22 protein-coding genes are annotated in these 22477 nt (G+C 65.9%); 12 read left to right on the top strand and 10 right to left on the bottom strand.

Features of this window, described 5'->3' with window-relative positions:
* Positions 1-329: 329 nt before the first annotated feature.
* Together ACGF7Y_RS21235 and ACGF7Y_RS21240 are read right to left on the bottom strand one after the other, a co-directional pair.
* A complete protein-coding gene (locus tag ACGF7Y_RS21235; protein ID WP_393236227.1) occupies positions 330-1007 on the bottom strand; it encodes a TetR/AcrR family transcriptional regulator in 678 nt (225 codons plus the stop codon).
* A 170-nt stretch (positions 1008-1177) separates the two neighbouring features.
* Positions 1178-2089: a hypothetical protein gene (locus tag ACGF7Y_RS21240; protein ID WP_393236228.1), complete on the bottom strand. Its 912-nt coding sequence runs from the start codon at positions 2087-2089 to the stop codon at positions 1178-1180.
* Positions 2090-2355: 266 nt separating this feature from the next.
* On the opposite strand from ACGF7Y_RS21240, the gene ACGF7Y_RS21245 reads away from it, so the two are divergent.
* The 5 genes from ACGF7Y_RS21245 (at position 2356) to ACGF7Y_RS21265 (ending at position 5811) form a co-directional block, all read left to right on the top strand.
* Positions 2356-3546 carry an NAD(P)/FAD-dependent oxidoreductase gene (locus tag ACGF7Y_RS21245; RefSeq protein ID WP_393236230.1) on the top strand — a complete coding sequence of 397 codons (1191 nt, stop codon included), beginning with the start codon at positions 2356-2358 and terminating at the stop codon, positions 3544-3546.
* Between the two features lie 10 nt (positions 3547-3556).
* Entirely contained in the window at positions 3557-4495 is a 939-nt protein-coding gene (locus ACGF7Y_RS21250; RefSeq protein ID WP_393236231.1) for a sigma-70 family RNA polymerase sigma factor, read from the top strand.
* Positions 4496-4757: 262 nt separating this feature from the next.
* Complete coding sequence (locus ACGF7Y_RS21255) at positions 4758-5186, top strand: lipocalin-like domain-containing protein (RefSeq protein ID WP_393236232.1); 429 nt, start codon at positions 4758-4760, stop codon at positions 5184-5186.
* A gap of 89 nt (positions 5187-5275) precedes the next feature.
* On the top strand, positions 5276-5518 hold the full coding sequence (locus ACGF7Y_RS21260; protein WP_393236483.1) for a transposase: 243 nt from the start codon (positions 5276-5278) through the stop codon (positions 5516-5518).
* Entirely contained in the window at positions 5401-5811 is a 411-nt protein-coding gene (locus ACGF7Y_RS21265) for a transposase (RefSeq protein ID WP_393236234.1), read from the top strand. Before ACGF7Y_RS21260 ends, ACGF7Y_RS21265 begins: the two co-directional genes overlap by 118 nt.
* 8 nt (positions 5812-5819) lie before the next feature.
* Here the strand turns inward: ACGF7Y_RS21265 and ACGF7Y_RS21270 are convergent, their stop codons facing one another.
* The 4 genes from ACGF7Y_RS21270 to ACGF7Y_RS21285 all read right to left on the bottom strand — a co-directional run bounded on the left by ACGF7Y_RS21270 (position 5820) and on the right by ACGF7Y_RS21285 (position 12469).
* The gene (locus tag ACGF7Y_RS21270) at positions 5820-7409 is read right to left on the bottom strand and encodes a carbamoyltransferase C-terminal domain-containing protein (protein WP_393236236.1); all 1590 of its coding nucleotides are present in this window, start codon (positions 7407-7409) and stop codon (positions 5820-5822) included.
* Positions 7410-7425: 16 nt separating this feature from the next.
* Positions 7426-9837, bottom strand: coding sequence for an FAD-dependent oxidoreductase (locus ACGF7Y_RS21275; protein ID WP_393236238.1), 2412 nt, complete (start codon positions 9835-9837; stop codon positions 7426-7428).
* Between the two features lie 81 nt (positions 9838-9918).
* Positions 9919-11073, bottom strand: coding sequence for a polyprenyl synthetase family protein (locus ACGF7Y_RS21280; RefSeq protein ID WP_393236240.1), 1155 nt, complete (start codon positions 11071-11073; stop codon positions 9919-9921).
* A complete protein-coding gene (locus tag ACGF7Y_RS21285) occupies positions 11057-12469 on the bottom strand; it encodes a family 2B encapsulin nanocompartment shell protein (RefSeq protein WP_393236242.1) in 1413 nt (470 codons plus the stop codon). Before ACGF7Y_RS21285 ends, ACGF7Y_RS21280 begins: the two co-directional genes overlap by 17 nt.
* A 680-nt stretch (positions 12470-13149) precedes the next feature.
* Here ACGF7Y_RS21285 and ACGF7Y_RS21290 point away from each other — a divergent pair.
* On the top strand, positions 13150-13338 hold the full coding sequence (locus tag ACGF7Y_RS21290) for a class I SAM-dependent methyltransferase (protein WP_393236244.1): 189 nt from the start codon (positions 13150-13152) through the stop codon (positions 13336-13338).
* Between the two features lie 43 nt (positions 13339-13381).
* Here the strand turns inward: ACGF7Y_RS21290 and ACGF7Y_RS21295 are convergent, their stop codons facing one another.
* Complete coding sequence (locus tag ACGF7Y_RS21295) at positions 13382-14197, bottom strand: NAD(P)H-binding protein (RefSeq protein WP_393236246.1); 816 nt, start codon at positions 14195-14197, stop codon at positions 13382-13384.
* 316 nt (positions 14198-14513) lie between these two features.
* Positions 14514-15206 (bottom strand): NAD(P)H oxidoreductase, encoded by a 693-nt coding sequence (locus ACGF7Y_RS21300; protein WP_393236248.1) that lies wholly within the window; start codon positions 15204-15206, stop codon positions 14514-14516.
* A 128-nt stretch (positions 15207-15334) separates the two neighbouring features.
* Between ACGF7Y_RS21300 and ACGF7Y_RS21305 the strand changes: the two genes are divergently transcribed.
* Positions 15335-16261, top strand: coding sequence for an AraC family transcriptional regulator (locus ACGF7Y_RS21305; RefSeq protein WP_393236249.1), 927 nt, complete (start codon positions 15335-15337; stop codon positions 16259-16261).
* Positions 16262-16586: 325 nt separating this feature from the next.
* Positions 16587-17558 carry a DNA polymerase domain-containing protein gene (locus ACGF7Y_RS21310; protein WP_393236251.1) on the top strand — a complete coding sequence of 324 codons (972 nt, stop codon included), beginning with the start codon at positions 16587-16589 and terminating at the stop codon, positions 17556-17558.
* 34 nt (positions 17559-17592) lie between these two features.
* Here ACGF7Y_RS21310 and ACGF7Y_RS21315 read toward each other — a convergent pair whose 3' ends face one another.
* Positions 17593-17793 carry a hypothetical protein gene (locus ACGF7Y_RS21315; RefSeq protein WP_393236252.1) on the bottom strand — a complete coding sequence of 67 codons (201 nt, stop codon included), beginning with the start codon at positions 17791-17793 and terminating at the stop codon, positions 17593-17595.
* Between the two features lie 248 nt (positions 17794-18041).
* Between ACGF7Y_RS21315 and ACGF7Y_RS21320 the strand changes: the two genes are divergently transcribed.
* From ACGF7Y_RS21320 to ACGF7Y_RS21330, 3 genes are all read left to right on the top strand, one after another.
* Positions 18042-18518, top strand: coding sequence for a MarR family transcriptional regulator (locus ACGF7Y_RS21320; protein ID WP_393236254.1), 477 nt, complete (start codon positions 18042-18044; stop codon positions 18516-18518).
* 96 nt (positions 18519-18614) lie between these two features.
* Positions 18615-19613, top strand: a complete 999-nt coding sequence (locus ACGF7Y_RS21325) for an acyl-CoA dehydrogenase family protein (protein ID WP_393236256.1) — start codon at positions 18615-18617, stop codon at positions 19611-19613.
* Positions 19597-20772, top strand: coding sequence for an acyl-CoA dehydrogenase family protein (locus ACGF7Y_RS21330; protein ID WP_393236257.1), 1176 nt, complete (start codon positions 19597-19599; stop codon positions 20770-20772). Before ACGF7Y_RS21325 ends, ACGF7Y_RS21330 begins: the two co-directional genes overlap by 17 nt.
* A 66-nt stretch (positions 20773-20838) precedes the next feature.
* Here ACGF7Y_RS21330 and ACGF7Y_RS21335 read toward each other — a convergent pair whose 3' ends face one another.
* Complete coding sequence (locus ACGF7Y_RS21335) at positions 20839-21366, bottom strand: carboxymuconolactone decarboxylase family protein (protein WP_393236259.1); 528 nt, start codon at positions 21364-21366, stop codon at positions 20839-20841.
* A 406-nt stretch (positions 21367-21772) separates the two neighbouring features.
* Between ACGF7Y_RS21335 and ACGF7Y_RS21340 the strand changes: the two genes are divergently transcribed.
* Positions 21773-22285, top strand: coding sequence for a hypothetical protein (locus tag ACGF7Y_RS21340; RefSeq protein ID WP_393236484.1), 513 nt, complete (start codon positions 21773-21775; stop codon positions 22283-22285).
* Positions 22286-22477: the final 192 nt, after the last annotated feature.

The following is a 22477-nucleotide window of genomic DNA, read 5'->3' on the forward strand; positions in this document are numbered from 1 at the left end:
GCGTCGCGACGAGCGCTGTGCGTATCGCCGACTGCAGTCGGGAGGGTGCCCGGCGCCTGCGATGGTCACGCGTCGATTGCACGCGCCAGGCGCCGCCCAGAATCGTGGAGGTCGGTCTCGAACAGCCTCGGGTGTGCGAGCCCTCCGCACGGTCCAGGGATCGTGGGCAACCCGACTCCTCGAGCCGGTCCGCGAAGGCCTAGCTGGGTGTCGGCTTGCTCCGGCGTGCGGGGCCGTCGATGCTGCCGGTGGAGGTGGTGCCGGTGGTTCGAAAGCCGGATGTGTTCGTCAGGCGGGCTGGATGCGGCGAACGGGGACGCGAGTGACGATCAGTGAGTCGCGCCGGCGAGACCGTTCACGATCAAGTCCACTATGGATTCGGCCAGCGCCGCGATGTCCGTATCGGACTGGCGTCGGCCGGGGTGATACCAAATGTCCACGGCGTTAAGACTGCTCAGCAGTGTGCGCGCGGCCAGCCGGGGCTCGACAGGGCGCAGTGACCCGTCGACTGTGCCCTCGGTCAGGACTGTCTGGAAAAGGCGTTCGTAGTTGTGTCGTAATTCGTTCAACCGTGCAAGCGCCTCGCGTTGGCGCGGCTTGAGCGCCGCGTAACTTTGCTCGCGCACTCCTTGGTGGACAACATGGTGGTAGCCGAGGTCGGTCATGAGGTTCACGACGTGCGCGTTGGACATCGCCACCAATCGTTCGTATCCGTTACCCGATAGTTGCGCGTGCGGTTCGACCTGTGCGCGAGCTCGGCGCATGCCCTCCTCGTAGGCGGCGAGGAAGATGTCGAACTTCGACCGGAAGTGGTAGTAGATCAAGCCTTTGGTGGCGCCCACTTCGTCGGCTATGGCATCGATCGTGGTGCCGAAGAACCCGTGCGTCATGAAAGCCTCGGCGGCGGCGTCGAGTATCCGGGTTTTGGCATCGGCTTCCGCGGCGGGACGCGTGCGGTGTTGACCAGCGCGATCGTGTCCTGGATGCCGAGGCCGTGGCTTCGGCATCGAGAACTCCGACGTTGTAGCCGTGGCGGGCGGCGTAGGTGGCGATGTAGCCCATGCCGAGCACGGGCAGGGTGAAGTCGTTGACTCGCGGCCGCATCGCGTAGTCGCGCAAGGGCGCATTCACCAGCAGCAGATCGAACCGGTGTCGCGGGTCGTAGCCGGCGATCAGGTCAGCAGACGCCTGCACGTTGGAGTGTTTTCCCATTGTTGATCCCCCATGCCAGTGTGAGAAGAGTCCACGCGGACAGCTGATCTCCGGCCAGCTCCTCCCACGCGGCCTTGAAGGCCCGCGCCCCTTGTGGCCATTGCCGGTCTGGATTGAGCCGCCGGGCGGCGGGCTGAACGGCGATGTCGGAGTAGTCGTAGAAGGAGAAGTCGTTGGTGTAGTCCGCGACCGCGGTCCGCGCAGTCCATCCACCGGCGCGGTCGATGGTTTGCAGCGTGGTGACCAGCTCAGCAGGCGGCAGCTTCTCCCACCGCGATCCCTGGGCCAGAAACGCGCGGGCGGCCGCGCGCAGAGCACACTTGGGGAACGCGGCGCCGACCTGCCGGAATTGTTCATCGGACAGGTCGAGGATGCGCTCGGGTGAGGGGAACAGCGACGCTGCGGCCAGGCCGGCGCCGCGTGGGTCGTCGACGGGCAGCGCAACGAGATCGCGGACAGTGGTGGGATTCCCGGGATTCCCGGATTGCGTGTGGCCGGTTGCGATGGTCTGCGGGGTTTGGGCGACCGCGGTACCGGCGGCGGAGGCGATGATGATCTGCGGGGCGCCGGAGCTGAGATCGATTGCCCCGTAGACCTTTCGGTCGCGGATGAGTTGTTCGGCGGTGGCGGTGGCAGTGACTTCGGTGATGTCGAAGCCGCCCGGCAGGCGTTGATCGAGTGTCGTGCGTAGCTGCGCGACCGCAGCGGGCGGTCCGGCGACGGCGATGGGCACATCGTGTACTGACGATCGCACCGACGGCCACGCGAAGGCGGTGAGCAGCACGCTGGTGATCACCGTGAGAAGGATGACCGTCGCTGCCACCGTCGGCCACGGCGACGGCGACGTATCGGTGGTGAGCGTTGTCTGCGGGGTCATGTCTACTCCTCGAAAAGCTGATTCGTGCCACGGCTCAGTTCGAAGTGAGCGCCTTCGCGGCCGAGTAGGAAGATTCCGGCGCCGCGGCCGAAGCCGGTGCACAGGGCGGGGATCATGATGTCCGCTCCTTCGTTGCAGGGGGTTCGTCGACATGACGGCATGGCAACGAATTTCCTGACATCTGGTGACGCGGATCACTTTGGTGGTTGTCAGGAATTCAGCGGCTGTCGCGTTCAGGAAGCACGCGAACCAGACAGGAGCGAATCATGAAGCACCGCATCGTCGTTCTCGGAGCCGGATACGCCGGAGCCTTCACCGCCGGATATCTGGCCCGCACGCTGCACTCCGACGATTTCGAGATCGCCGTCGTCAATGCCGAACCCGATTTCGTCGAGCGGCTGCGCCTGCACCAGCTCGCCGCGGGGCACGATCTACCCCATCGACCGCTAACGGAGGTGTTCGCGGGCACCGGAATTCGACTATGCGTGGCGCGGGTCACCGACGTCGACGTCGCGCGGCGGACCGTCACGGTGGCCGATGGCGAGGGCATCGACCGGATCGGATACGACACCCTCCTCTACGCGCTCGGCAGCACCGCCGCCGACCATGGCGTGCCTGGCGTCGCCGAGCACGCCTTCCACGTGGCCGCACGGCCGTCCGCGCTGCGCCTGCGCGCCCGCCTGGATGAGCTGGGCGAGAACGGGAAGGTGCTGGTCGTCGGCGGTAACCTGACCGCGATCGAGGCCGCCACCGAAATCGCCGAGGCCCGTCCGGGTCTTCGGGTCAGCCTGGTCACCAGCGGCGAACTGGGGGGTTGGCTGGGTCCGAAGGCGCGCCGTCACCTGCTGCGTTCCTTCGATCGATTCGGCATCGCGGTCCACGAGCACACCGAGATCGAGCGTGTCGAGGAGACGAAGGCCGTCGCCGCCGACGGCAGCGTGTTGGCCGCGGATGCGACCGTGTGGACCGCCGGCTTCGCCGTCCACCCGATCGCCGCCGCCAGCGGTCTCGCGGTGGAAGCCGACGGGCGGATCACGGTAGACCGTCATATGCGGTCGGTCTCGCACCCGGATGTCTACGTCGCCGGTGACAGCGTCTTCGTCATCGGTGAGAACGGTCAGCCGTTGCCGATGTCGTGTGCTTCGGCGGGATTCACCGGCACGCAGGCGGCGGCCGCGATCGTCGGGGATCTGACCGGCCGCAAGATCAAGGCCACCGCGCTGCGCTATGTCGGCAACCACATCAGCCTCGGACGTAAGGACGCGATCTTCCAGCTTGTCGACGGTGCCGGGCGCGCGAAGTCCGGGGCCCTGTGCGGCAGGCCTGCGGCGCGAGTCAAGTCGGCGATCGTGGCGATCAGCGCTTGGGCTATCAGCCGACCGACCTACGGAATGCCGAGTCGCCGGCACCGCTCGGCCACCAGCCGAGAGCGCTCGCCCGAAGTGCTCACCGCATAAGGTCGGGCGCATGAACACCGCCACCGTGACGCGTTTCGAGGCCAGCCGGGACCGGCTGGCCTCGCTCGCCTACCGGTTACTCGGCTCGGCCGCCGACGCCGAGGACACGGTGCAGGACGCGTTCCTGCGGTGGCAGGCCGCCGACCAGGAGTACGTCGAGGTCCCCGAAGCTTGGCTGACCAAGATCGTCACCAATCTGGCCCTCGATCGCCTTCGTTCGGCGCAGGTGCGGCGCGAGCGCGCGGTCGGCGCCTGGATGCCCGAACCGCTGCTCGACGGCGACCCGATGCTGGGCCCTGCGGAGACTGCTGAGCAGCGCGAATCGGTGACCCTGGCGGTGCTGACCCTCATGGAGCGCCTGTCGCCGACCGAGCGAGCTGTCTACGTTCTGCGCGAGGCTTTCGCGTACAGCCACGCCGAGATAGCCGAGATTCTCGGCATCACAGAGTCCGGGAGTCAGCAACACACGCACCGAGCCCGGCGTCGAATCGCCGCCGCCGGCAAACGTACCGAGGTCGATCAGGCCTCCGCGCGTCGAATCGTCGAGGCGTTCGTTGCCGCCGCCTCCTCGGGTCGGACCGAACGGCTGGTGGCGCTGCTGACCGACGACGCGAGCGGCGTCTCCGACGGCGCCGCAGGCATGGCCGAGAAGCTGATCCGCTACCCGAACCCGGGGCAGATCGCCCGTGCGGTGCGAGCCGGCTTCAAACCGTCCGCGGCCAAACGCAAACTCGCCGGCGGCTCTCCCGCTATCCACGCCGCCGTGATCAACGGCTGCCCGGCCGTGCTCTTCACACTCGGCGCCCGAATCCTGGGCGTCACGATCCTGGAGATCCGCGGCGACAAGATCGCGGGCATACGCGGTATCGCCGCCCCGAGCCGACTCGGCCGCCTCACCGAACAATGGCAGCAGCGCCGGCAGGATGTCCCGCTGATCGAATCCTGGTAGCCGACAAGCTGAGGATTTCGACCGTCGCGTCGACCACTCGGGTGACAACCGCAACGGGGTCACCTCGAAAGGCGTTGCCTCGGCGAGCGCGGATACAGAACCTCGGTGCCGAGTTCGTCGATGATCGCGGTCGCGAGGGCGTCGAGATCGGTGAAGTAATTTGCTCGCGAGTTCTGGCGATACAGCCGGGTCCGCCGGGACCGAGGGCACGGTGCGCCTACTCCGGTCGCAAGTGGCGTTACGGGCGCCTAGCATCGGCTGCATGATTGCCGGCGAGTTGGTGGGGCGGTGGCGGTTGACGGCGTGGACCGCCACCGACGAGGCAGGCGCGGTGACGATGCCGTTCGGCGACGACCCCCAAGGGTGTCTGGTCTATACCTCCGGCGGATGGATGACCGGTCAAATCGCCAAGGCCGACCGTCGCGAACTGTCGACATCGGTCGCGCTCGGCGGCACCGAAAGTGAACGCGCTGAAGCCTATTCGACCTACGTCGCGTACTGCGGGGAGTACCGCCTGGAGGGCGACACCGTCGTGCATGTGCTGCGAATGAGCGTGTTCCCGAACTGGGTGGGCAGCGAGCAGCGGCGCTCGGTGGAAATATCCGGCGACCGGCTGGTCTTGCGGACGCCACCCACGCCCGTCGGTGAACAGATCCTCGTCAATCGGCTTCATTGGATCCGTGCCGAGTAGCCGGGCTGGGTCTCGCCGGGGATGCCCGGCCGGGCAAGATCATCGCACGCGGGGTGAAAGGCAGGTTGAGTGCGGCCCGGGACGCGGTGGTGTTGAAGACGATCTACGCCTACGGGCTGCGGCGCACCGAAATCAACGACACATGGCCGCTGGCCGATGTCCAGCAATGCGTGGTCGATCTCGTGCGCGCGAGCCTGAAATACACTTCTCGAAAGTGCTGGAGTCGGATCACTACCGAACTCCGGGCCATCTACACCGCTCCCACTGTCGAAGCCGCCAATTACTGTTCGACGAGTTCGTCGCGGAATGGGAACCGAAATACCCGGCGATGATCGCGGTCTGGCGCAACAGCTGGGAGCAATTCACGCCGTTTCTGAAGTTCCCGGCGCCTATCCGGAAACTCGTGTTCCGGCAAGCCACCCGCCGGCGTGGGCATTTCCCCAATGAACAAGCGGCACTGAAAGTGCTCTACTTCGTCATACGGAATCCGTTGAAGAACCGGCCGAACATCACTGGAAAGATCAGCGGATGGAAGGATATACTCGACACGCTCGCCCTGTTCTACGGTGAGCGGATAACCGAAGGTTGGCAAGACGTTTCACCGTTTCGCCCACAAAAATTCTGACACTCTCTTCATGTCGACGATCGACTGGTGAATTGCTGAATGTTCTCGAACCATTCATTACCTACGACCATGTCGGTAACGCCACGACTCTCACAATATTCAGCAAGGTCGGACATATGGTTGATAAATCCATGGCCGTTGAAGTTCAAGCTCGTATTGCACAGAACACCCAGGTCTTGTTGCGCGGCTACAGCGCAGAGGAGTTTATGTAGCTGCGGGTTGTTCAGGCCGGATACAGTCTGGGCGCGGGCTGAACCATCAACATGGGTGACAGCTTTCAGTCTTGGGTCACGCACTCGCCGAAAATACAGCATATATGGGTCTTCAAAATCGGCATCGAAAGCGGCGGTTAGGTCTTCGACGCGGGCCACTGGGGCAATCGGCCGATAGTCTTCGCGTTGCTTGATGACGTTGAGACGGTCTCTGCTGGCAGGGTTCTGCGCATCGGCAAGAAGCGAGCGGTTACCCAGTGCGCGTGGTCCGATCTCCCATCTGCCCTGAACCCAGGCTACGATTCTACCTTCCGTCAGTACCTGAGCGAGGGCTGCGTAGTCCAGTCGGCGTCGGTGCCATTGCGCAGGATTCGGAGCCTTGTCGTTGACGAAATCCGAGCCGGCATAGACACTCCACTCTATGAATGGACTACCTGTCAGCGCAGCTTGAGCATCGATAGCCGTACCGATCGCGGAACCGGAATCGTTGGGACAGGGTGGAACGAACACTTCGGAGAAGTGACCCAATTGGCGCCACTGCTGGTTCCATTCACAGTTCAAACCGCAGCCGCCGGAGATACGCAACGGAAGACCGGCAGGGATATCTCGCAACGCCACATCGGAGAAGGCGGTAAAGAGTCGTTCAGTGATAACGGCAGCGGCCATGGTGCCAATTGGAGACGTGATTCCGGCATTGAACAAGACAGTGTCACGAAAGTCGCTCTTGGGCACTGGATAAGCGTGAGTCATGCTCATGACACGATCGATGGCACTGCGGATCTCCTGATCGGCAGCTGAGGCATCGGAGTAAGCGGCGAGTGCCATGAGCTTGCCGGCGTCGCTCATGCGGGGCTCCCCGCCGGTAGCTGGAAAATCTGGGTCCAGTATGGCGAACAGGGCAGCGTACTTGCCACCGGGTTGTTCCATGACCTCGAACTTCTTCACGACCCGATACCCGTGGTCGACCAAGAAGAATGCACCCGTAACCCCTTCCCATACCAGGACAACCTGGAAGCGATGACGCTGCGGCGGGGCCATGCCTATTGCGCCCATAATATGAGAACGCTCATGAGAGGAGGAGAAGAATGTGACGTCTTTCCCGAAGAATCGGCTCGGCCGCGTTATCATCTGCTCGGCTCCATAATAACCGGCATTGAGCTCGTTCTGGATGCCGAATCTCGCCTCCCCGACTCTCAGCCAACCTCCGACCGCAATGACATCAGGTAGTCTGTCGAGGCGTTCGGCCATTCCCAACACCGTTTCTGGAGTCAAGAAAGAGTATCTGGCAGAAGAATCCTTCTCCGATTCGAGCGAATACAGTAAGCGACCGTTCTCAACGGCGACTATTCCACCGTCGTGACCGGGTTTGAAGGCGATGATGAGCATGATCGCGATTCCTTGTTCATCGATGAGGCGCTGAATCGGATTGATCGCAGAGGTCGATCGGGGGCAGGCCAGGGTAGATGTCCTGCCAGCGGTAGCGACGGCTGTGGAAGTGCCAGTACACGTAGCCGGTCATGTAGCGGTCCAGGTGCGGGCGTTGCTCGTCGGTGGCGAGATCCAGTATTCGACGGTAGGCGGCCAGGCCGCCGTCGAAGCTCCGGCGGTAGGCGGCGAGGTAAGGAATGTTCTCCTGTACCGAGCGGCGATAGATCCTGCTGACGACGAAGTCCTCGCCATGCACCGCCTCCTTGTAGAAGGACAGGACGTCATTCATATCGCTGAGAAACGCGTCACAGGAGCTCAGGGCCGCCGACCAGAATGCACGATTGCGGTGGGCGCTCAAACAGGGGTCGATGAACTGAAGTGAGGTGAACCAGAACTGGCCGTAGCCGTTGAAAGTGCGGACGAAGTCACTGTCGATCTCGTCCGACACTCCCGGCGTGAACTCTGCCTCCATGAGGACGCCGGTAATCCCGTTGTAGAAGAAGGTCTTGTAGACGGCGAGGAATGTCGGATCGCAGAACCGCGCGACTTCGGTGAACATGTGCTGGATGTATCCGGTGTACGGCGATGATGCGGACCGCCCCGTCAGCATACCGTCCCGCATGATGGCTTCGGCTTCCACGGGGTTGTGGCAGCACACATCGTCGGCGTCGAGGGTGAATACCCAGATGCGGTCGAGGGCAAGGGCGAGCGCGTCGTCGGCAACGGGCACCAGCAGGGCGCGCATCAGCGTGAGGTCCCTGGTGGTGGCAGCGGGAATGGTGATGCCGAAGGCCGCGAACTCGGTGGTGAGCAGGTCGACGTTGGCGCGGACCTGTGCGAGGTCGACGGTTGGGTCGAAACCCGCGGTGCGGGCGATCATTTCGTCGACCAAGCCTGAGTCCAGCACGCTGGCGACCACCGCGCGGTGGCCGGCGTCGGGGATGGCGGCAAGGGCGCGGCGCCCGGAGAAGTGAAGGACGTCGAGGCCGGGCGGTCGAAGGTGTCTTATCGGAGGGTGGCCTGTCGACAGGAGGTGTCCCGCGCGGCCCTGTGGCTGGGGCCGGGACCGGTCCGAGGTTCGAATCGCGGTGTGCACGCTCGTGGATGCTGCTTGCTTGAACGCCGCTTCCTCGAACAGGGTTGCGGCGTCCTTGCCGGTGAGTGCCTCCGCCGCCGCGATTCCCGAGGTGCAGCCGGATTCGTGGAAGCCGTCGCCGTGGTAGGAGCCCGCGAAGGCGAGGACGTGATCGGACAGCGCGGGCAGGCGGCGTTGGGCCGCGGCGGACTGCAGGGTGAGGGTCGGGTGGCGGTATACCTCACGGGTCAGCGCACTGGCCGGGTTCACCGCAGTGAGGGGGGTGAGGTAGGTCGCCCAGTACGTCGTGGACGATATCTCACCGCGCATTCGATTCAGGTTTGCGTGGGCGGTGAACAACGGCAGATCTGGGTCAGCACAGGACAGTTGGATCGAGATAGCGGCGCTGCCTGATCCGCTGGGCAGCATGCTCTTGTCCGTGTGCAGCACCGCCTCGGTCGGCGTGTAGTCGAACGCGCTGAGTACGGACCATTGCTCGGCGGTGGGTTCGGTGAGCAAGGCGAGCGCCTGTAGAGAGTGCACGGCCATCACGGCCTTGTCGAAGTGGTGGACGTTCCCGGCGGCGTCCCGGATGGCGACTCCGTCGCCGGTACGGCTGACCGCGCGTACCGGTGTCGAGGTCTTGATCGAGGTCACGGTAGCGGCGATGCGCTCCATGTAGGCCGCACTGCCTTCGGGCAGCACGTACCAGGATCGGAATGCCTCGGCACCGCCGAGGAGCCCGTAGCGGTCCAGCACGTTGGTCAGATACCCGATGGGAGTGTTCCTGAGATCCGACAGGAGCCATACCCGCAACCGGGGGTAGACGAAGTGCTGAGCGAAGTAAGTGGAAAACTCTTCCTCGAGCAGAAACTGCTCGAGGGTGGTGTCCGGCTCGGCGTGAATGGCCTTTCGCAGGTGCGACACGAATCGCTTGGAGTCCTCGACGCATCGGTGCCAGACGTGTTCGCTGACGCCAGGTGGGCGGCGCGGGAGGCCGGCCGGCTCCATGGGTTTGTCGCTACGGTGGGCGAATCCACAGTGGAAGCACGTCACCTGCGTGGACACGTCCACTGGCTTGGTCGCGACTCGGAGGTCCTTCATCAGCCGGGTGAAGTTCGGGTAGTGGATGGTGCTGAAAATCGTGAACGCCATGTCCGCAGGCCGGCCGGGTTCGGGATGCCCGGTGTCGACGTGACCGCCCAGTCGGGAGCCTGCCTCGAACACGGTGACCTCGAACTTGTTGCGCAGCAAGTAGGCCGCGGTCATACCGGACACACCGGAGCCGATGACCGCAACACTCGGAGCCATCTGCGTTCCTTCCATGTCGTCGAGCGCGATGGGGGTCGTGCGTGAGCGGATATCGGCCCGATCAACGAAACCCCCGCCGAACTACAGAGCAGAGGTAGTCACCGTCGCGCGCCTGCCAACAGCTTGCCGTGCGGTGGCAGTGCCGAAACCGGTGGGGCGCACGGGAATCGCCTCAGTGATGTCCGTGATATCCGGTGCCGTCGTACCAGGCCCAGTCGTGTTGGGCACAGTGCTGAGCCGGTGCGCGATGGACATTAGTTCCGCTGCGGCTTTCGACTCCGGATTCGCCGCCCGTAGACATTCCAGGGCCGCATCGAGTTGGCGCTGCGCTTCCGCACGTGCCCAGGAGTGTCCCCCAGCCTGCTCGATGAGCTCGGCGCAGGTCCGAAGATCCGCATCGTTCAGCGGATCGGCGCGATTGTACAGCTGGGCCAACCGCCTGGCGGCGCTGTTGCCGGTAACCAGGGCGGCCACCACTGGCAGTGACTTCTTGCGGGCACGTAGGTCGGACAGTACGGGCTTGCCGGTGGTGGCCGGATCGCCCCAGATGCCGAGGAGATCGTCGACGAGTTGGAACGCGAGGCCGAGGTGCTCGCCGAACTGGCGTAGCTGCCGGACTCGTTGTGGCGTGGCTCCGGCGGCAATCGCGCCGAGCTCGCACGCGGCGGCGAACAATGAGCTGGTCTTGTTGCCTGCCATCTCGATGCACTCGTCGAGCCGCACGTCAGACCGGCCTTCGAACGCCGTGTCGGCGACTTGGCCGTCAACCACCCGCAGCAGTGCCGCATTGAGTCGAGGCACCCCCTCGGTGGCCAGCGGCGGCCCGTCGGCGATGAGAGCCTCGGTAGCCAGCGTTATCAGGGCGTCACCGGCGAGGATGGCTGCGGGTATGCCGTAGACCGTCCACGCGGTGGGGCGGTGGCGCCGGGTGCGGTCGGAGTCTATGACGTCGTCATGCAGTAATGAGGAGTTGTGCGCCAGTTCGACCGCGATGGCCGCGTTGGTCGCGCGTTCGGCGGTGCCGCCTACGGCCCGCGCCGCGAGCATCGCCAAAGTGGGCCGCACCGCCTTGCCCGCACCTTCTGCCCGGGGACGGCCCTGTTCGTCCCACCATCCGAAGTGGTAACCGATGACCTGGCGCGTCGCTGGGTTCATCTGGTCCACCGCTGCCTGTAGGCCGGGGGTGATCAGCTCACGGGCGCGCGCGAAGGGGTCCGCATCAGCGGTGGGGGCCATGGGCGCTCCCGAGCTGAACGTTCTCCAGTACGCCCAGGGCGTCCGGCACCAGCACGGCCAGCGAGTAGTAGCAGGTGATCAGGTAGTTGATGATCGCCTTCTCGTCGATGCTCATGAACCGCACGCTCAGGCCGGGCTCGTATTCGTCGACCAGGCCGGTCTTGCGCAGACCGATGACGCCCTGTTCCGCTTCGCCGGTGCGCATCACCATGATCGACGTGGTGCGCCGATCGCTGATCGGGATTTTCAAGCAGGGATAGATGGGCACACCGCGCCATGCGGACAGTCGACCGCCGGGGACGTGGATGGTTTCCGGGGAAACGCCCTGTCGGGTGCACTCGTCGCGGAAGGCGGCAATGGCATCCGGATGGGCGAGAATGAAACCGGGGTTCTTCCAGACGGTGTTGAGCAACTGATCCATGTCGTGCGGAGTGGGTGGGCCGCTACGGGTGTAGATCCGTTGGCCGAAGTCCGCATTGTGCAGCAGGCCGAATTCCTTGTTGTTGACCAGCTCGTACTCCTGACGCTCCCGCACCGCTTCGATGGTCAGTCGCAGTTGCTGCTCGAGCTGGTCGATCGGTTCGTTGTAGAGGTCGGAGACCCGAGTGTGCACCCGAAGGATGGTCTGCGCGATGTTCAGCTCGTATTCGCGTGGCTTGAGTTCATAGTCGACGAATGTGCCTGCGATGGGAACCTCACCGCGATGACCGGACATGACCTCCACACCGGCCTCGCCATGAGCGTTCTGCGACTTTCCTCTGGTCGCTTGATAGCGCTCCAGCTGGTCGCGCAGTGCCTCGGACTGTTCGAGCAGCTCCTGAAAGGACGACTTCGGCAATGACATCACCGTGCAGGCTGTGGTGGCCTTGATCGAGTAATTCCAGGCACTCTCGGGGCCGATCAATGCTTCGTTGCCGAAATAGTCACCGTCGGCGATGATTTCCAGGATCGACTCTTCCCCGAACGCGCCTTCGCTGAGTTTGGTGAGCCGTCCGTGTACGAGCAGATGGAGCTGGTCGGCTCGAGTGCCTGCCGCTACCAACACTTCCCCCGGTTCGTATTCATGTTGGGTGAATCTGTCGGCAAGGGCTTGCAACACGTCGGTATCGGCGAAATTCCGCAGCCATGGGAGTTCGGTCAGCTCGGCCGGAATGACCTGTACCGCATTGCCGGTGGCGTGGAAGGTCAGTCGCCCGTCGCCCAGCGTGTAGTTCAGCCGCCGGTTGACCCGGTACGCACCACCCCTGGCCTCCACCCAAGGCAACTGGTCGAGCAGCCAGCGCGGGGTGATGCCCTGCATCTGCGGTACGGACTTGGTTGTCGACGACAGCTTGCGCGCGGCCGCTGTGCTCAGACTGAGCTGCCCGGCGCCGTTGTGCCCGTTGAACTCTGGCACGACTCAACCCCCGATCACAATAGACAGAGATAGACAGGACAGACAGTGTCACAACGACGTGATCTCAGCAAGATCGCCGGTGTGTTGCAGGCGATTCGGGTGGCGACGAACCCGTAGACCCCGAGGGCAATGACGCCGGCGCCGATCCAGGCCCCCGCGGTGTTCGCGCACGCCTTGCCACACCGGCTACGCCCCGCCGATCTCGGCAACAGCGGCCAGGTCGAACAGCGCGATCGAACGCACAACAGTCGTGATCAGAAACCCTGAATATCCGGTGTCAGGAGGCGGCGGCCGCGCATCCGCAGCCGGAATTCGCGCAGGTGCTGCCGGTGCGGTCGCCGCCGCACTGGAGCGGCGTACTCGGGCGCGCAACCGCTCTTCTCACCGCATTCGGTCTCGTGTTCGAGCCGGTGTCCGGGGTCCTCACCGTCCCGGTACCCCTGGCCATCGGCGTCCGCGGATGGACGGCCACCGCCGCGTCGTCACGGTCTCGGCGAGAGAAGCGAATTCATCCGATACAGCGACGGCACTCAGGTGAGTGGGTGGCCGTGTCGGCCTCGACTGCGCGTGTGTTTCGCGAACAGCACCGGATTCTCGAGCCTGGCGGGCGGGTCGTCATCCTCGAAACCTGCCCCCGGGTGGACTGATGAAGCCTGTCGTGAAGTGGGAAATGGGCGTCATTGTTTCCGTTGCTCGGGCGGGTAGTGGCGCGGGATCGGTCGTCGTACACTTATCTCGAATCCAGCACGCGCGCGTTCGAATCGCCACAGCGAGTCGCGAACCTGTTGAGTGCATTGGGTTTTCACGACATCGGGTGGACCGGGAAGTTCTTCGGCACCAATGTCATCCTGTGGGCCACCAAGCCGTGATGGCGAGGCGCTCCGGAGTGGGCGCGAACGCGCGAGCGTGGTTTCAGTCGGCGGTGAAGCGCGGGGCGTTGGCGGCAGCCCAACGAGCGAACGTCGTCGCGGGTCGGCCGGTGATGTCTCGGACGCTGGTGATGGGCAGCGTCGCGGGGTCCGGGTCGAAGCCGCAGAGAACGTTGTCGACATACCAGGTCGCGCTGTCGCCCATGGTGGGGGCCAGGGCGGTGATGGCCTCCTCGCGCGAGGACCGGTGCAGGACGATGTCGCGGCCGAGTGCGTCGGCGAGGTGCCGGACCAGCTCGGCGCGAGTGAGGATCTCCGGCCCCGCCAACGGGAACGCGCGGCCGAGATGGGTGTCGGTCAGCAGGGCGGTGGCGGCGACGGCGGCGATGTCGTCCATGGCGATGGGCGCGCTCGCCGCGTGGGGCCGCGGCTCCCGGATGGCGCCGGATTCGCGGATCTGGTGCGCCCAGGTCATGGTGTTCTCCATGAAATCGCCGGGCCACAAGTGGGTCCAGGCCAGGCCACTGTCCTCGACAGCCGTACAGACGCTGCCCCACCAGCTCTCCGGTTCACCGGACAGGTCGACGACATGCCGCACACCGGCCGCGCGGGCCAGCGCGAGCACCTCGGTGACACTGTCCGGTGCCGGTGCCAGGTACATCCGGTGCACACCCGCGAACGCCGCGGCCAGGGCCTCCGGTCGTCGCAAGTCACCCTCGATCACCTGCACCCCGGAGGGGAGTGCGGCCTTCCGCGGGTTGGCGGTGAGCGCGCGAATATCGTTGGCTCCCAGAGCAAGCAGGTGGTCGACGACCTTGCGGCCGATGTTTGCGGTGGCCCCGGTTACCAGGATGGTCATCTGCGCCCTCTCCGGTGTGAATGGTGATCAACCCATCCTGCCAGCCGATGCGGGCGCTCGATGTCGTTGCCCCGGTACCTGGTCCGCCACCCGATCCGCCACGGCGCGACCGTTTTCCCGGAACTGCGCCGCCGCCGTATGCCGAGGCGCGGGCGCGTCGTCCACCGGCTGCGTCCCGGGGCAGCTCGGCGCGCTCACGTCGCGGGATGGAGCAACTCGAGAGGTGGTCCCCGCCGGTCACGGGGGCCGAGGTCCGGTGCATCGATCAGCGCCGATGCGGCGGTGAGGCACGTCGCTCTTCCTCTTGTGTCGAGGTTCAGGCCGGTACCCGGTCGCCGGCGCGGAATTCGTCGACGAAGCGCATGGCCCGGTCCTCCAGCGCGGCGAAGTGGGCGTCGCGCGCGGCGCCGGTGAGCGCGTTGTCGAGTAGCAGATTGCCGTTGGCGTCCAGGCGCTGCGGTTTTTCTTCCGCTCCTGGCAGCAGTCCCACCGTCGACTGTGTCAGGCCGCAGTAGTAGGCGATTCCGTCGTCGAGTTGTGAGCTCAGTGCCTGCTGCATGAGGTCGACGACTCCGTCGTCGTCCGCCGCGCCGGCCAGGCCCAGCCACAGCATCCGCTTGCCCGCGAGCCGGGGTTTGCTGCGTCCGTAGGCGAATCCGTAGTTCCACACGCGATCGATCCAGCCTTTGAGGATCGCGGGTAGCTGCATCCAGTACACCGGGAACACCGCGACGATGACATCGGCGGCGAGGATGCGCCGCATATGGTTCTCGACCTCGGGGGAGTAGGTCTTGTCCCGGTTGTTCCAGTCCGGTAGGTCGGCGGCCGTCATGCGGGGATCGAATCCCTCGGCGTGCAGATCGAGCAGGTCGATCCGGTAGCCCGCGGCGGTGAGTCTGCGGACGGTCAGCGCGGCGATATGGGCGGTCAGTGAGTCGGGGCGGGGGTGGGCGACTACGACCAGCGCGGTGGGAGTGGTCGAAGCGTCGTCGATGGAGTTGCTCGGCACGTGGTCCTCCATTGCGGTCCGGTATCCGGACGATCGATTGTGCGGTCGAGTTGTATTCCACACCCGATTCGGTGGACGATCTATGGGTAAAGATCTACATTCGATAGGAGTTCGTCTACTCTCATGGCGTGGATCCTTTGAGTAAATTGCTGGGTGGCATACGTGCCGAAGGAGCCGTACTCACCCACGCGGTTCTGGAGGCGCCGTGGACCATACGCTTCGCCGACCGTGCGCCGTTGACCATGGTGACGGTGCTGCGCGGCGGTGGCACGCTGCTGCTTTCCGGCGGTGCGCAGCAACGGATCTCGGCCGGAGACACCGCGATCGTGCGCGGTCCCGAACCGTTCCTCCTCGCGGACCGACCTGATTCGGCCGACCTGCCGCACGCCGAATACGAGGTCGCCTGCTTCGCGGCGGATGCGGAATGCGAGGCCGGTCTGGAAGGCGGACGGTGGGGTAACGACCCGGCCGGCGAGACGGCTCTGATCGTCGGTGCCTATCGGGCCTCGGGCCGGCGTCATGAACGGCTTCTGCGCGCGGTGCCACCCGTTCTGGTGGTGTCGGACGACGTCGAGGTATGCGCCTGGATGGAATCCGTCGCCGCGGACGCGGCCGCGCGGCCGGCCGGAGCCCAGGCGCTGATGGACCGCCTGCTCGACTGGGCGCTGGTGTGCACACTGCGTGACTGGTTCGAAAAGGAGGCCGCCGAGGCGCCGGGATGGTATCGCGGACCCGCCGACCCGGTGGTCGGGCCTGCGCTGGAGGCGATGCACGGGCAACCCTCCGCCGGCTGGACCGTGGCGTCCCTGGCGGCCGCGGCGGGGGTGTCGCGGGCACTGTTCGCGAGGCGTTTCACCGAGGTGATGGGCCAATCGCCACTGGCGTATCTGACCGAATGCCGGATGGACGATGCGGAGGAACTCCTCTCCGACCGCACTCTCACCGTGGCACAGGTGGCGAAGGCCGTCGGCTATGCGGATGCTTTCGGTTTCAGCGCGGCATTCAAACGGAACCGGGGCGTACGTCCGAGCGAGTTTCGCGCCACATCGAAATGACGAACGCGAGATGTTCGGCCGAGTCAATTGCCGAGCTCAGCCGCCTCGAAGGCCGGGAGCCGCCTACCGCGGCGACCCCGGGCCTCCCGGCCACAGCCACCTGAAGCGACTGGGGTCTCTGGGCTGCGGCGCGAGGCCATGCAGCGTGAGGCGAGCATCTCGCCTCGCCCGTTGGTGTCCGGAAGAGCAGGGCAACTTCCGGCCGTTCATGCGCTCACCCAGCTCGGGCATCGGAAGTTGCGCGAATGCGGAGCAACGAGTGGGAAAACCAGTTCGCCACGTCCCGGTGATTGACCGGCGCCCGGTGGTGGGGAAGGGTGGAGCGATGGCGGGAGGCGAGCTGCGTCACGGGGTCGAACTGTCCAATCTCGATCAGCCGTTGTTCGACGAGGCTGAGGCGAGCAAACGGGATCTGGTCGACTATCTGGAGTTCGCCGGGGAACGGTTGCTGAGGGTGCTGCGCGGACGGCCGCTCTCGGTGGTACGGGTGCGGCCGGGACAAGCGCCGTTCACACAGAAAAACCTCCCCAAGTACACGCCGGAGTGGGTGGCGCGGACGAAGGTTTGGGCGGCGAGTTCGCGGCGGGAGGTCTCCTACGCGCTCTGTGACGACTTGCGGACCCTGATCTGGTTCGGTAATCAACGGGCGGTCGAATACCACCCGACCCTGTTCCTCGCGGAATCCGCACCGGAACCCACGCATCTTGTGCTCGATCTCGATCCCTCGCCGGGACAGACTTTTGCCGACGTGGTGGCAGGTGCCCGACTGATCCGGGAAGCGCTGACCGCGGACGGGTTGTCCGGAGCGGTGAAGACGAGCGGTTCCAAGGGATTACATGTGTTCGTGCCCGTAGTCCCGGGGATAGACGTCGAGGACGCGGCCGCGGCGACGCGGGCCGTGGCGGCGCGAGCCGAGCGGATCGATCCGTCGGTCGGCACGACCGCGTTCATCCGGGAAGATCGCCACGGCAAGGTCTTTCTCGACGCCACCCGTGCGGGCGGTGCCACCGTGGCCGCCGCCTACAGTCCGCGTATCCGTCCGGGTGTCACCGTGTCGTTCCCGCTGCGCTGGTCGGACCTCGACGAGGTGACGCCGACTGATTTCACTGTGCGGACCGTGCCGGACCTGCTCGGCGACAACGATCCGTGGCAGTCGGAGATGCCTGCCCCGCAGCATCTTCCTGCGGATCTGGTCGAGGAGGGACACACGATTCCAGTCGCCCGGGTTCAGGCCATGCACGAGGGCAAACGACGTGCCAGGGCGCGGCGTGCGAGCGCGGACACGCCGCCCAGCTGATATCGCTGGGTGCCGGGCGAGAAATCGCCGAACGTCACGCGAGGCAGATCAGGAACGCGTTGACGTTCACGGCCGGCGGAAGGATCAAGGGTAAGCACGGCGGGGCCGAGAACCCGGCCATAACTTCTTGTCGCTCCGGTGGGGGCCCGGGTTCGGCGGTGGCCGTGGCCGAAGCGGCGGCGATGGCGGGGGCGATGATCAGGGCTGTCGCCCCAGCGCGCAACTTCTTGTGCATGACGAACCTCGCTGTCGTCGGTGCCGGGCTCCTGCCTACCCGGCGAATTCGGCTGCTCGATGGATGCTCGGGCCGCCGGGCGGCTGGACCCGGCGACAGAGCGGATTCGGCGCTCACCCGCTCTGATCGATTACCTCGCTCTTCGAGGTCATCCGCAAGGGCCGCTCGGCGAACCGCACCGTCGCATGAAAGGCTATTCTCTCTTGTAGAGAATCTCGATATCAGAGAATCTGGATGACGGAGACGTGATGTCGGCACCGAGCACGCGCGAGGAGACCATGGATGCGCTGCGTGAGGAGTTGCGCAGGCATGCGACCCAGACGGTGGTGTTCCATTCGGCTGTCGCCGCGCGGCTCGGCATCACGGTCACCGATCTCGGTGCGCTGAACCTGCTGAGCATGCTGGGGCCGCTCACCCCGGGGCAGTTGGCGGATCGGCTCGGCATCACCCGCGGCGGCGCGATCACCACCGTCATCGACCGGCTGGAACGCGCGGGATACGTGCGAAGGAGCCGGGATTCGGAAGACCGGCGGCGGGTCCGGGTGGAACTCGTCGCGGTGCGGGCTGAGGTGGCGGTGGCCCCGCTGTTCGGTGAGCTCGCCGCGCTCGATGGAGGCCTGCCGGAAGATGACGCGACCCTGCTCATCCTGCTGACTTTCGTCCGCGACGTCAACTCGGCGCTCGTCCGCGCGACCGGCCGTGTCTCCGAGGCGCACGCGGTCTGACCGCGGATCGACACCCGTTCCGAAGTGTCGCTTTCCAAAATGAGAATGCTATTCTCGGGACGGGTAAGCGATGCTGCGACAGGGAAGAGAGTCGAGATGCTGTTCGAGTTCGACGCCGACCAGCGACTATTGCGCGAGACGGCGCGTGAGGTCACGGCGAAGCAGTGTCCACCCGCCCTGATCCGGGACATCGTGGACAAGGACCTCGAACCCGGCCCGTTGTGGCAGACCTATGTCGACGTCGGCTGGACCGAACTGACCGATCCGGCCCTCGGCGTCGAATTGGCCATCGTGCTCGAAGAACTCGGACGCGCCACCGACCCCACTCCCTTCCTGGCGTCGATGACCCAGTTCGCTCCGCTCGTCCCGGGCGCGGGACGGATCGAACGACCCTGCACGGCGGTGCATTCCGGCGTCGCCGTCCGGCGCGACGGCTCGGGATGGCGGTTGGACGGCACCGCGCGCAACGTGGTCGACGGCGACCGGGCGGAGCGTTTCGCCGTGGTCACCGACGCCGGTGTGTTCGTGGTGCCCGCCGAGGCGGTGACCGCCGACCGCACGTCGGTCTTCGATCCGGTGCTGCACGTCGCGGAGGTCCGGTTCGCCGGTGTCCGGGTCACCGACGCGGACCGCAGCGGGGCCGATCCCGAACGCGCCCGTCAGCACGCGCTCACCGGGCTCGCGCTGACCACCGTCGGCGCCTGTCAGCGCATTCTCGATCTCGCCTTGGAGCACGTGCGCGGCCGCCGCCAGTTCGACAGGCCGATCGGATCGTTCCAGGCGGTGCAGCACAAGGCGGCCGATATGCACATCGCGATCGAGCGCGCCCGGGCGCTGGGGTTCTTCGCCGCGTTGTGCCTTGCCGCGGACGACCCGCGGCGGCGGATGGCGGCGTCCATGGCCAAGGCATCCGCGGGGGAGTGCCAGGCGCAGGTCTTCCGCCATGGGCTCCAGCTGTTCGGCGCCATGGGATTCACCTGGGAGAACGACCTACAGTTCGCGCTCAAGCGGGCCAAGGCCGGCGAGCTGATGCTCGGCGGCGCGGCCGAACACCGGGCGCTCATCGCCGAGGAGTACCGTGCAGCTCACCTTTGATCCCGACGTCGAGGCGTTCCGCGCCGAATTCGTCGCGTTCCTCACCGCCTATCTGCCGAGCGAAGCCGAGGCCACGGAGCGCTCCCTCTCCAGCGCGCACGTGCCGGAGTGGGCGCGGCGCTGGCAACGCCTGCTGTTCGACAACGGCTGGCTGCTTCCGGCGAATCCGCCGGAATTCGGCGGGCGCGACGCCACGGTGCTCCAGCAGTACGTGCATCTGGAGGAACTGTCCAAGCGGCGGATCTACCACAGCTTCAATCCGCAGGGTGTCGGGATCGTCGCGGCCTCGCTGCTGTCGTTCGGCACCGAGGAGCAGAAGCGGCGCTGGGCGGTGCCGATCCTGCGGGCCGAGATCACCGCCGCGTTGGGCATGAGCGAGCCGGGAGCCGGGTCGGACCTGGCCTCGCTGCGCACCAGGGCGGTGCGGGACGGGGACGACTACGTCGTCGACGGCCAGAAGGTGTGGACCTCCGGCGCCCATGCGGCCGACGTGCTGCTGACTTTCGTGCGCACCGATCCCACGGCGCCGAAGCACCGGGGCATCAGTGTCCTGCTGATTCCTACCGACTCGCCCGGGGTGACGCGACGCCCGTTCCCCTCGGTGTGTTCGCCGGACGATCTGGATTTCAACGAGGTCTACTTCGAGGGTGTCCGGGTGCCCGCGGCGAACCTGATCGGCGCGCCGAACCAGGGCTGGTCGGTGGCCACCGGCTCGCTCGGACACGAACGCACGCTGCTATGGCTGGGATACGCCGACCGGCTGGAGGATCTGCTCGGGGACTTCCGGCCCCGGACCGTGTTCGACCGCGACGCGTACGCGAAGCTGGTCATGGACGCGCACGCCCTGCGATTGCTCGGGTCGGCGGCCCTGGCGCGGGAGGCGCGCGGCGAGCAGGATGTACCCGCCCTCTCGATTCTCAAAGTGCTGGGGTCGGAAGCCGTGCAATCAGCGTCGGAACAAGCGCTGAACGCTGCCGGGGTGGACGGGCTGGCCCACCCCGCGATGAGCTCCCGCCCGAATTTCCTGAATCTGGACCACTTCTCCGCCGGTTGGTTCGAGCGCTACATCCGGAGTTTCGCGGGCACCATCGCCGGCGGTACCTCGGAGATCCAGCGGACGATCATCGCCGAGCGCGTGCTCGGCTTGCCGCGCGGCTGACCCTCGAAACCGTTGCCGACCCGGTCCTTCCACACGGAAGTGCCGGGTCGGCAACGACGGCGAGCGCTAGTGTTCGACTTGGACGCCGAAGGTATTGAAGGCCATGGCCAGCGTCGTGTAGCCGCCCACCGTGAAGACGAGATCCATGCGTTGCCGCTCGTCGAGACGTTCGCCCAAGGCGGCCCATGTTTCATCGGACAGCGCCGACTTCTCGCCGAGTTCGTCCACGGCCCGCAGCAGCAGGCGATCGAAATCGTCGTCGGCGGCGGCCTCGCCCCGGGCCGCGGCGATATCACCTTCGGTGAGTCCGGCTTCGGCGCCCATTCGGGCATGGTGATGCCACTCGTACTCGCACCCGCGCTGATGGGCGACCCGCAGGATGGCCAGTTCGCGCAGCCGTGGCGCCAGCGTGGACCCGAACAGCAGATGGACATTGAAGCCGAGGAAGGCCTTCGTCAGGGCCGGATGGCGGACCATGGTCGCGAGGGCGTTTCCCGCCGCCGTGGGGTTGCGGCGGTCGGCGGGCAGCATGCGGGATAACGCGGCGTTCACCGTGTCGTCCCACTGGCCCTCCGGAAGTGGGCTCACCTTCATCGCCTTCTCCTATCCTCGCTGAGAATGTAACTCTCCAATGTGAGTACTACATTTTCAAACTCTTCGACCACAGTCAACGCACGGGGGAAGCGGCTGTTCGGCGCCGACTGTCGCGAAGGACGCAGGGGTGTTCGTCGGCGAAGTCCGCCTTCTCTTCCGCCCGCCGCTCCGGGCGTCGTCGAGTATTGATTCTCTCTTGAAGAGAAGATACCTTTCATTTGGCGAGAGTGTGTTACCGAAGGTGGTCGGCCGCCTCCGCGGGGCATCACCCCGCCGCTCGGAGATCGGCCGATGGCCCAGTGCAGGGAGGGTGAGCATGGCTGCTCGAGACTTCGAATCCGTCGACCGGGGCTTCGGTGGAGCGCATTCGGTCACCGGGTGGCGCGCCCACGCGCGCAAGCATCTGCTGCGATACCGGCTGGCGGTGGTCGCGGCGAACGCCGTCGATGTGGTGCGCCATGCCGGCGGCTGGCTGTGCGACCGGACGATGGCGGGCTGGGAGGTGACTGTGCTGCTCGCCGACTGCTCCGACGCGCGGGCGCTGCAAATCCTCGGCGCCACCGTCCTGGATCTCGAGCGCTCGCTGGCCACGCCCGTGCACGACACCTGGCCGCATGCGGTGGCGGTGGCCCCGGAGCTGTTCGCCGCCGACGCTCGCGTCCGGCAGGGAGTGCTGGACTGCCTGGACCACGGGCTGATCGAAGTCGCCCTGTGGGGCGAGGGGTTACCCGAGGAACTCGACCGCAGGCTCGATGCGGTGCGTCACCCGCTGAGCGTTGCGGCGCAGGCTTTCAAGAGTTGTGCGCTGACGGCGGCGGGTGTGCCCGCCTCCGACGTCGGTGCTGCCGAGGTGTTCCGCAGCGGGGAACTGCTACTGACCGGACGGTGGGGTGGCACCGACCTCGTCACGGCTGGCTGAACGCGAGAAGTGCGGACCGGAGCCGGATTCGCCCGCCCGGCCCGGGACTCGGATTATGGCCGCGCCGGAGTCGGATCGGTGGGGCTCGTGGAGATCTGAGGGTTCCCCTGCCAGCCGCATGGAAGCCCACAACTGGGCCTGACCTCGGTCTCGACCCGGCCGTCGCGCAGTTCCCGCACGGTCGCCGACGCC

It is taken from the genome of Nocardia sp. NPDC047654, from assembly GCF_043205035.1.
Classification (GTDB): Bacteria; Actinomycetota; Actinomycetes; order Mycobacteriales; family Mycobacteriaceae; genus Nocardia.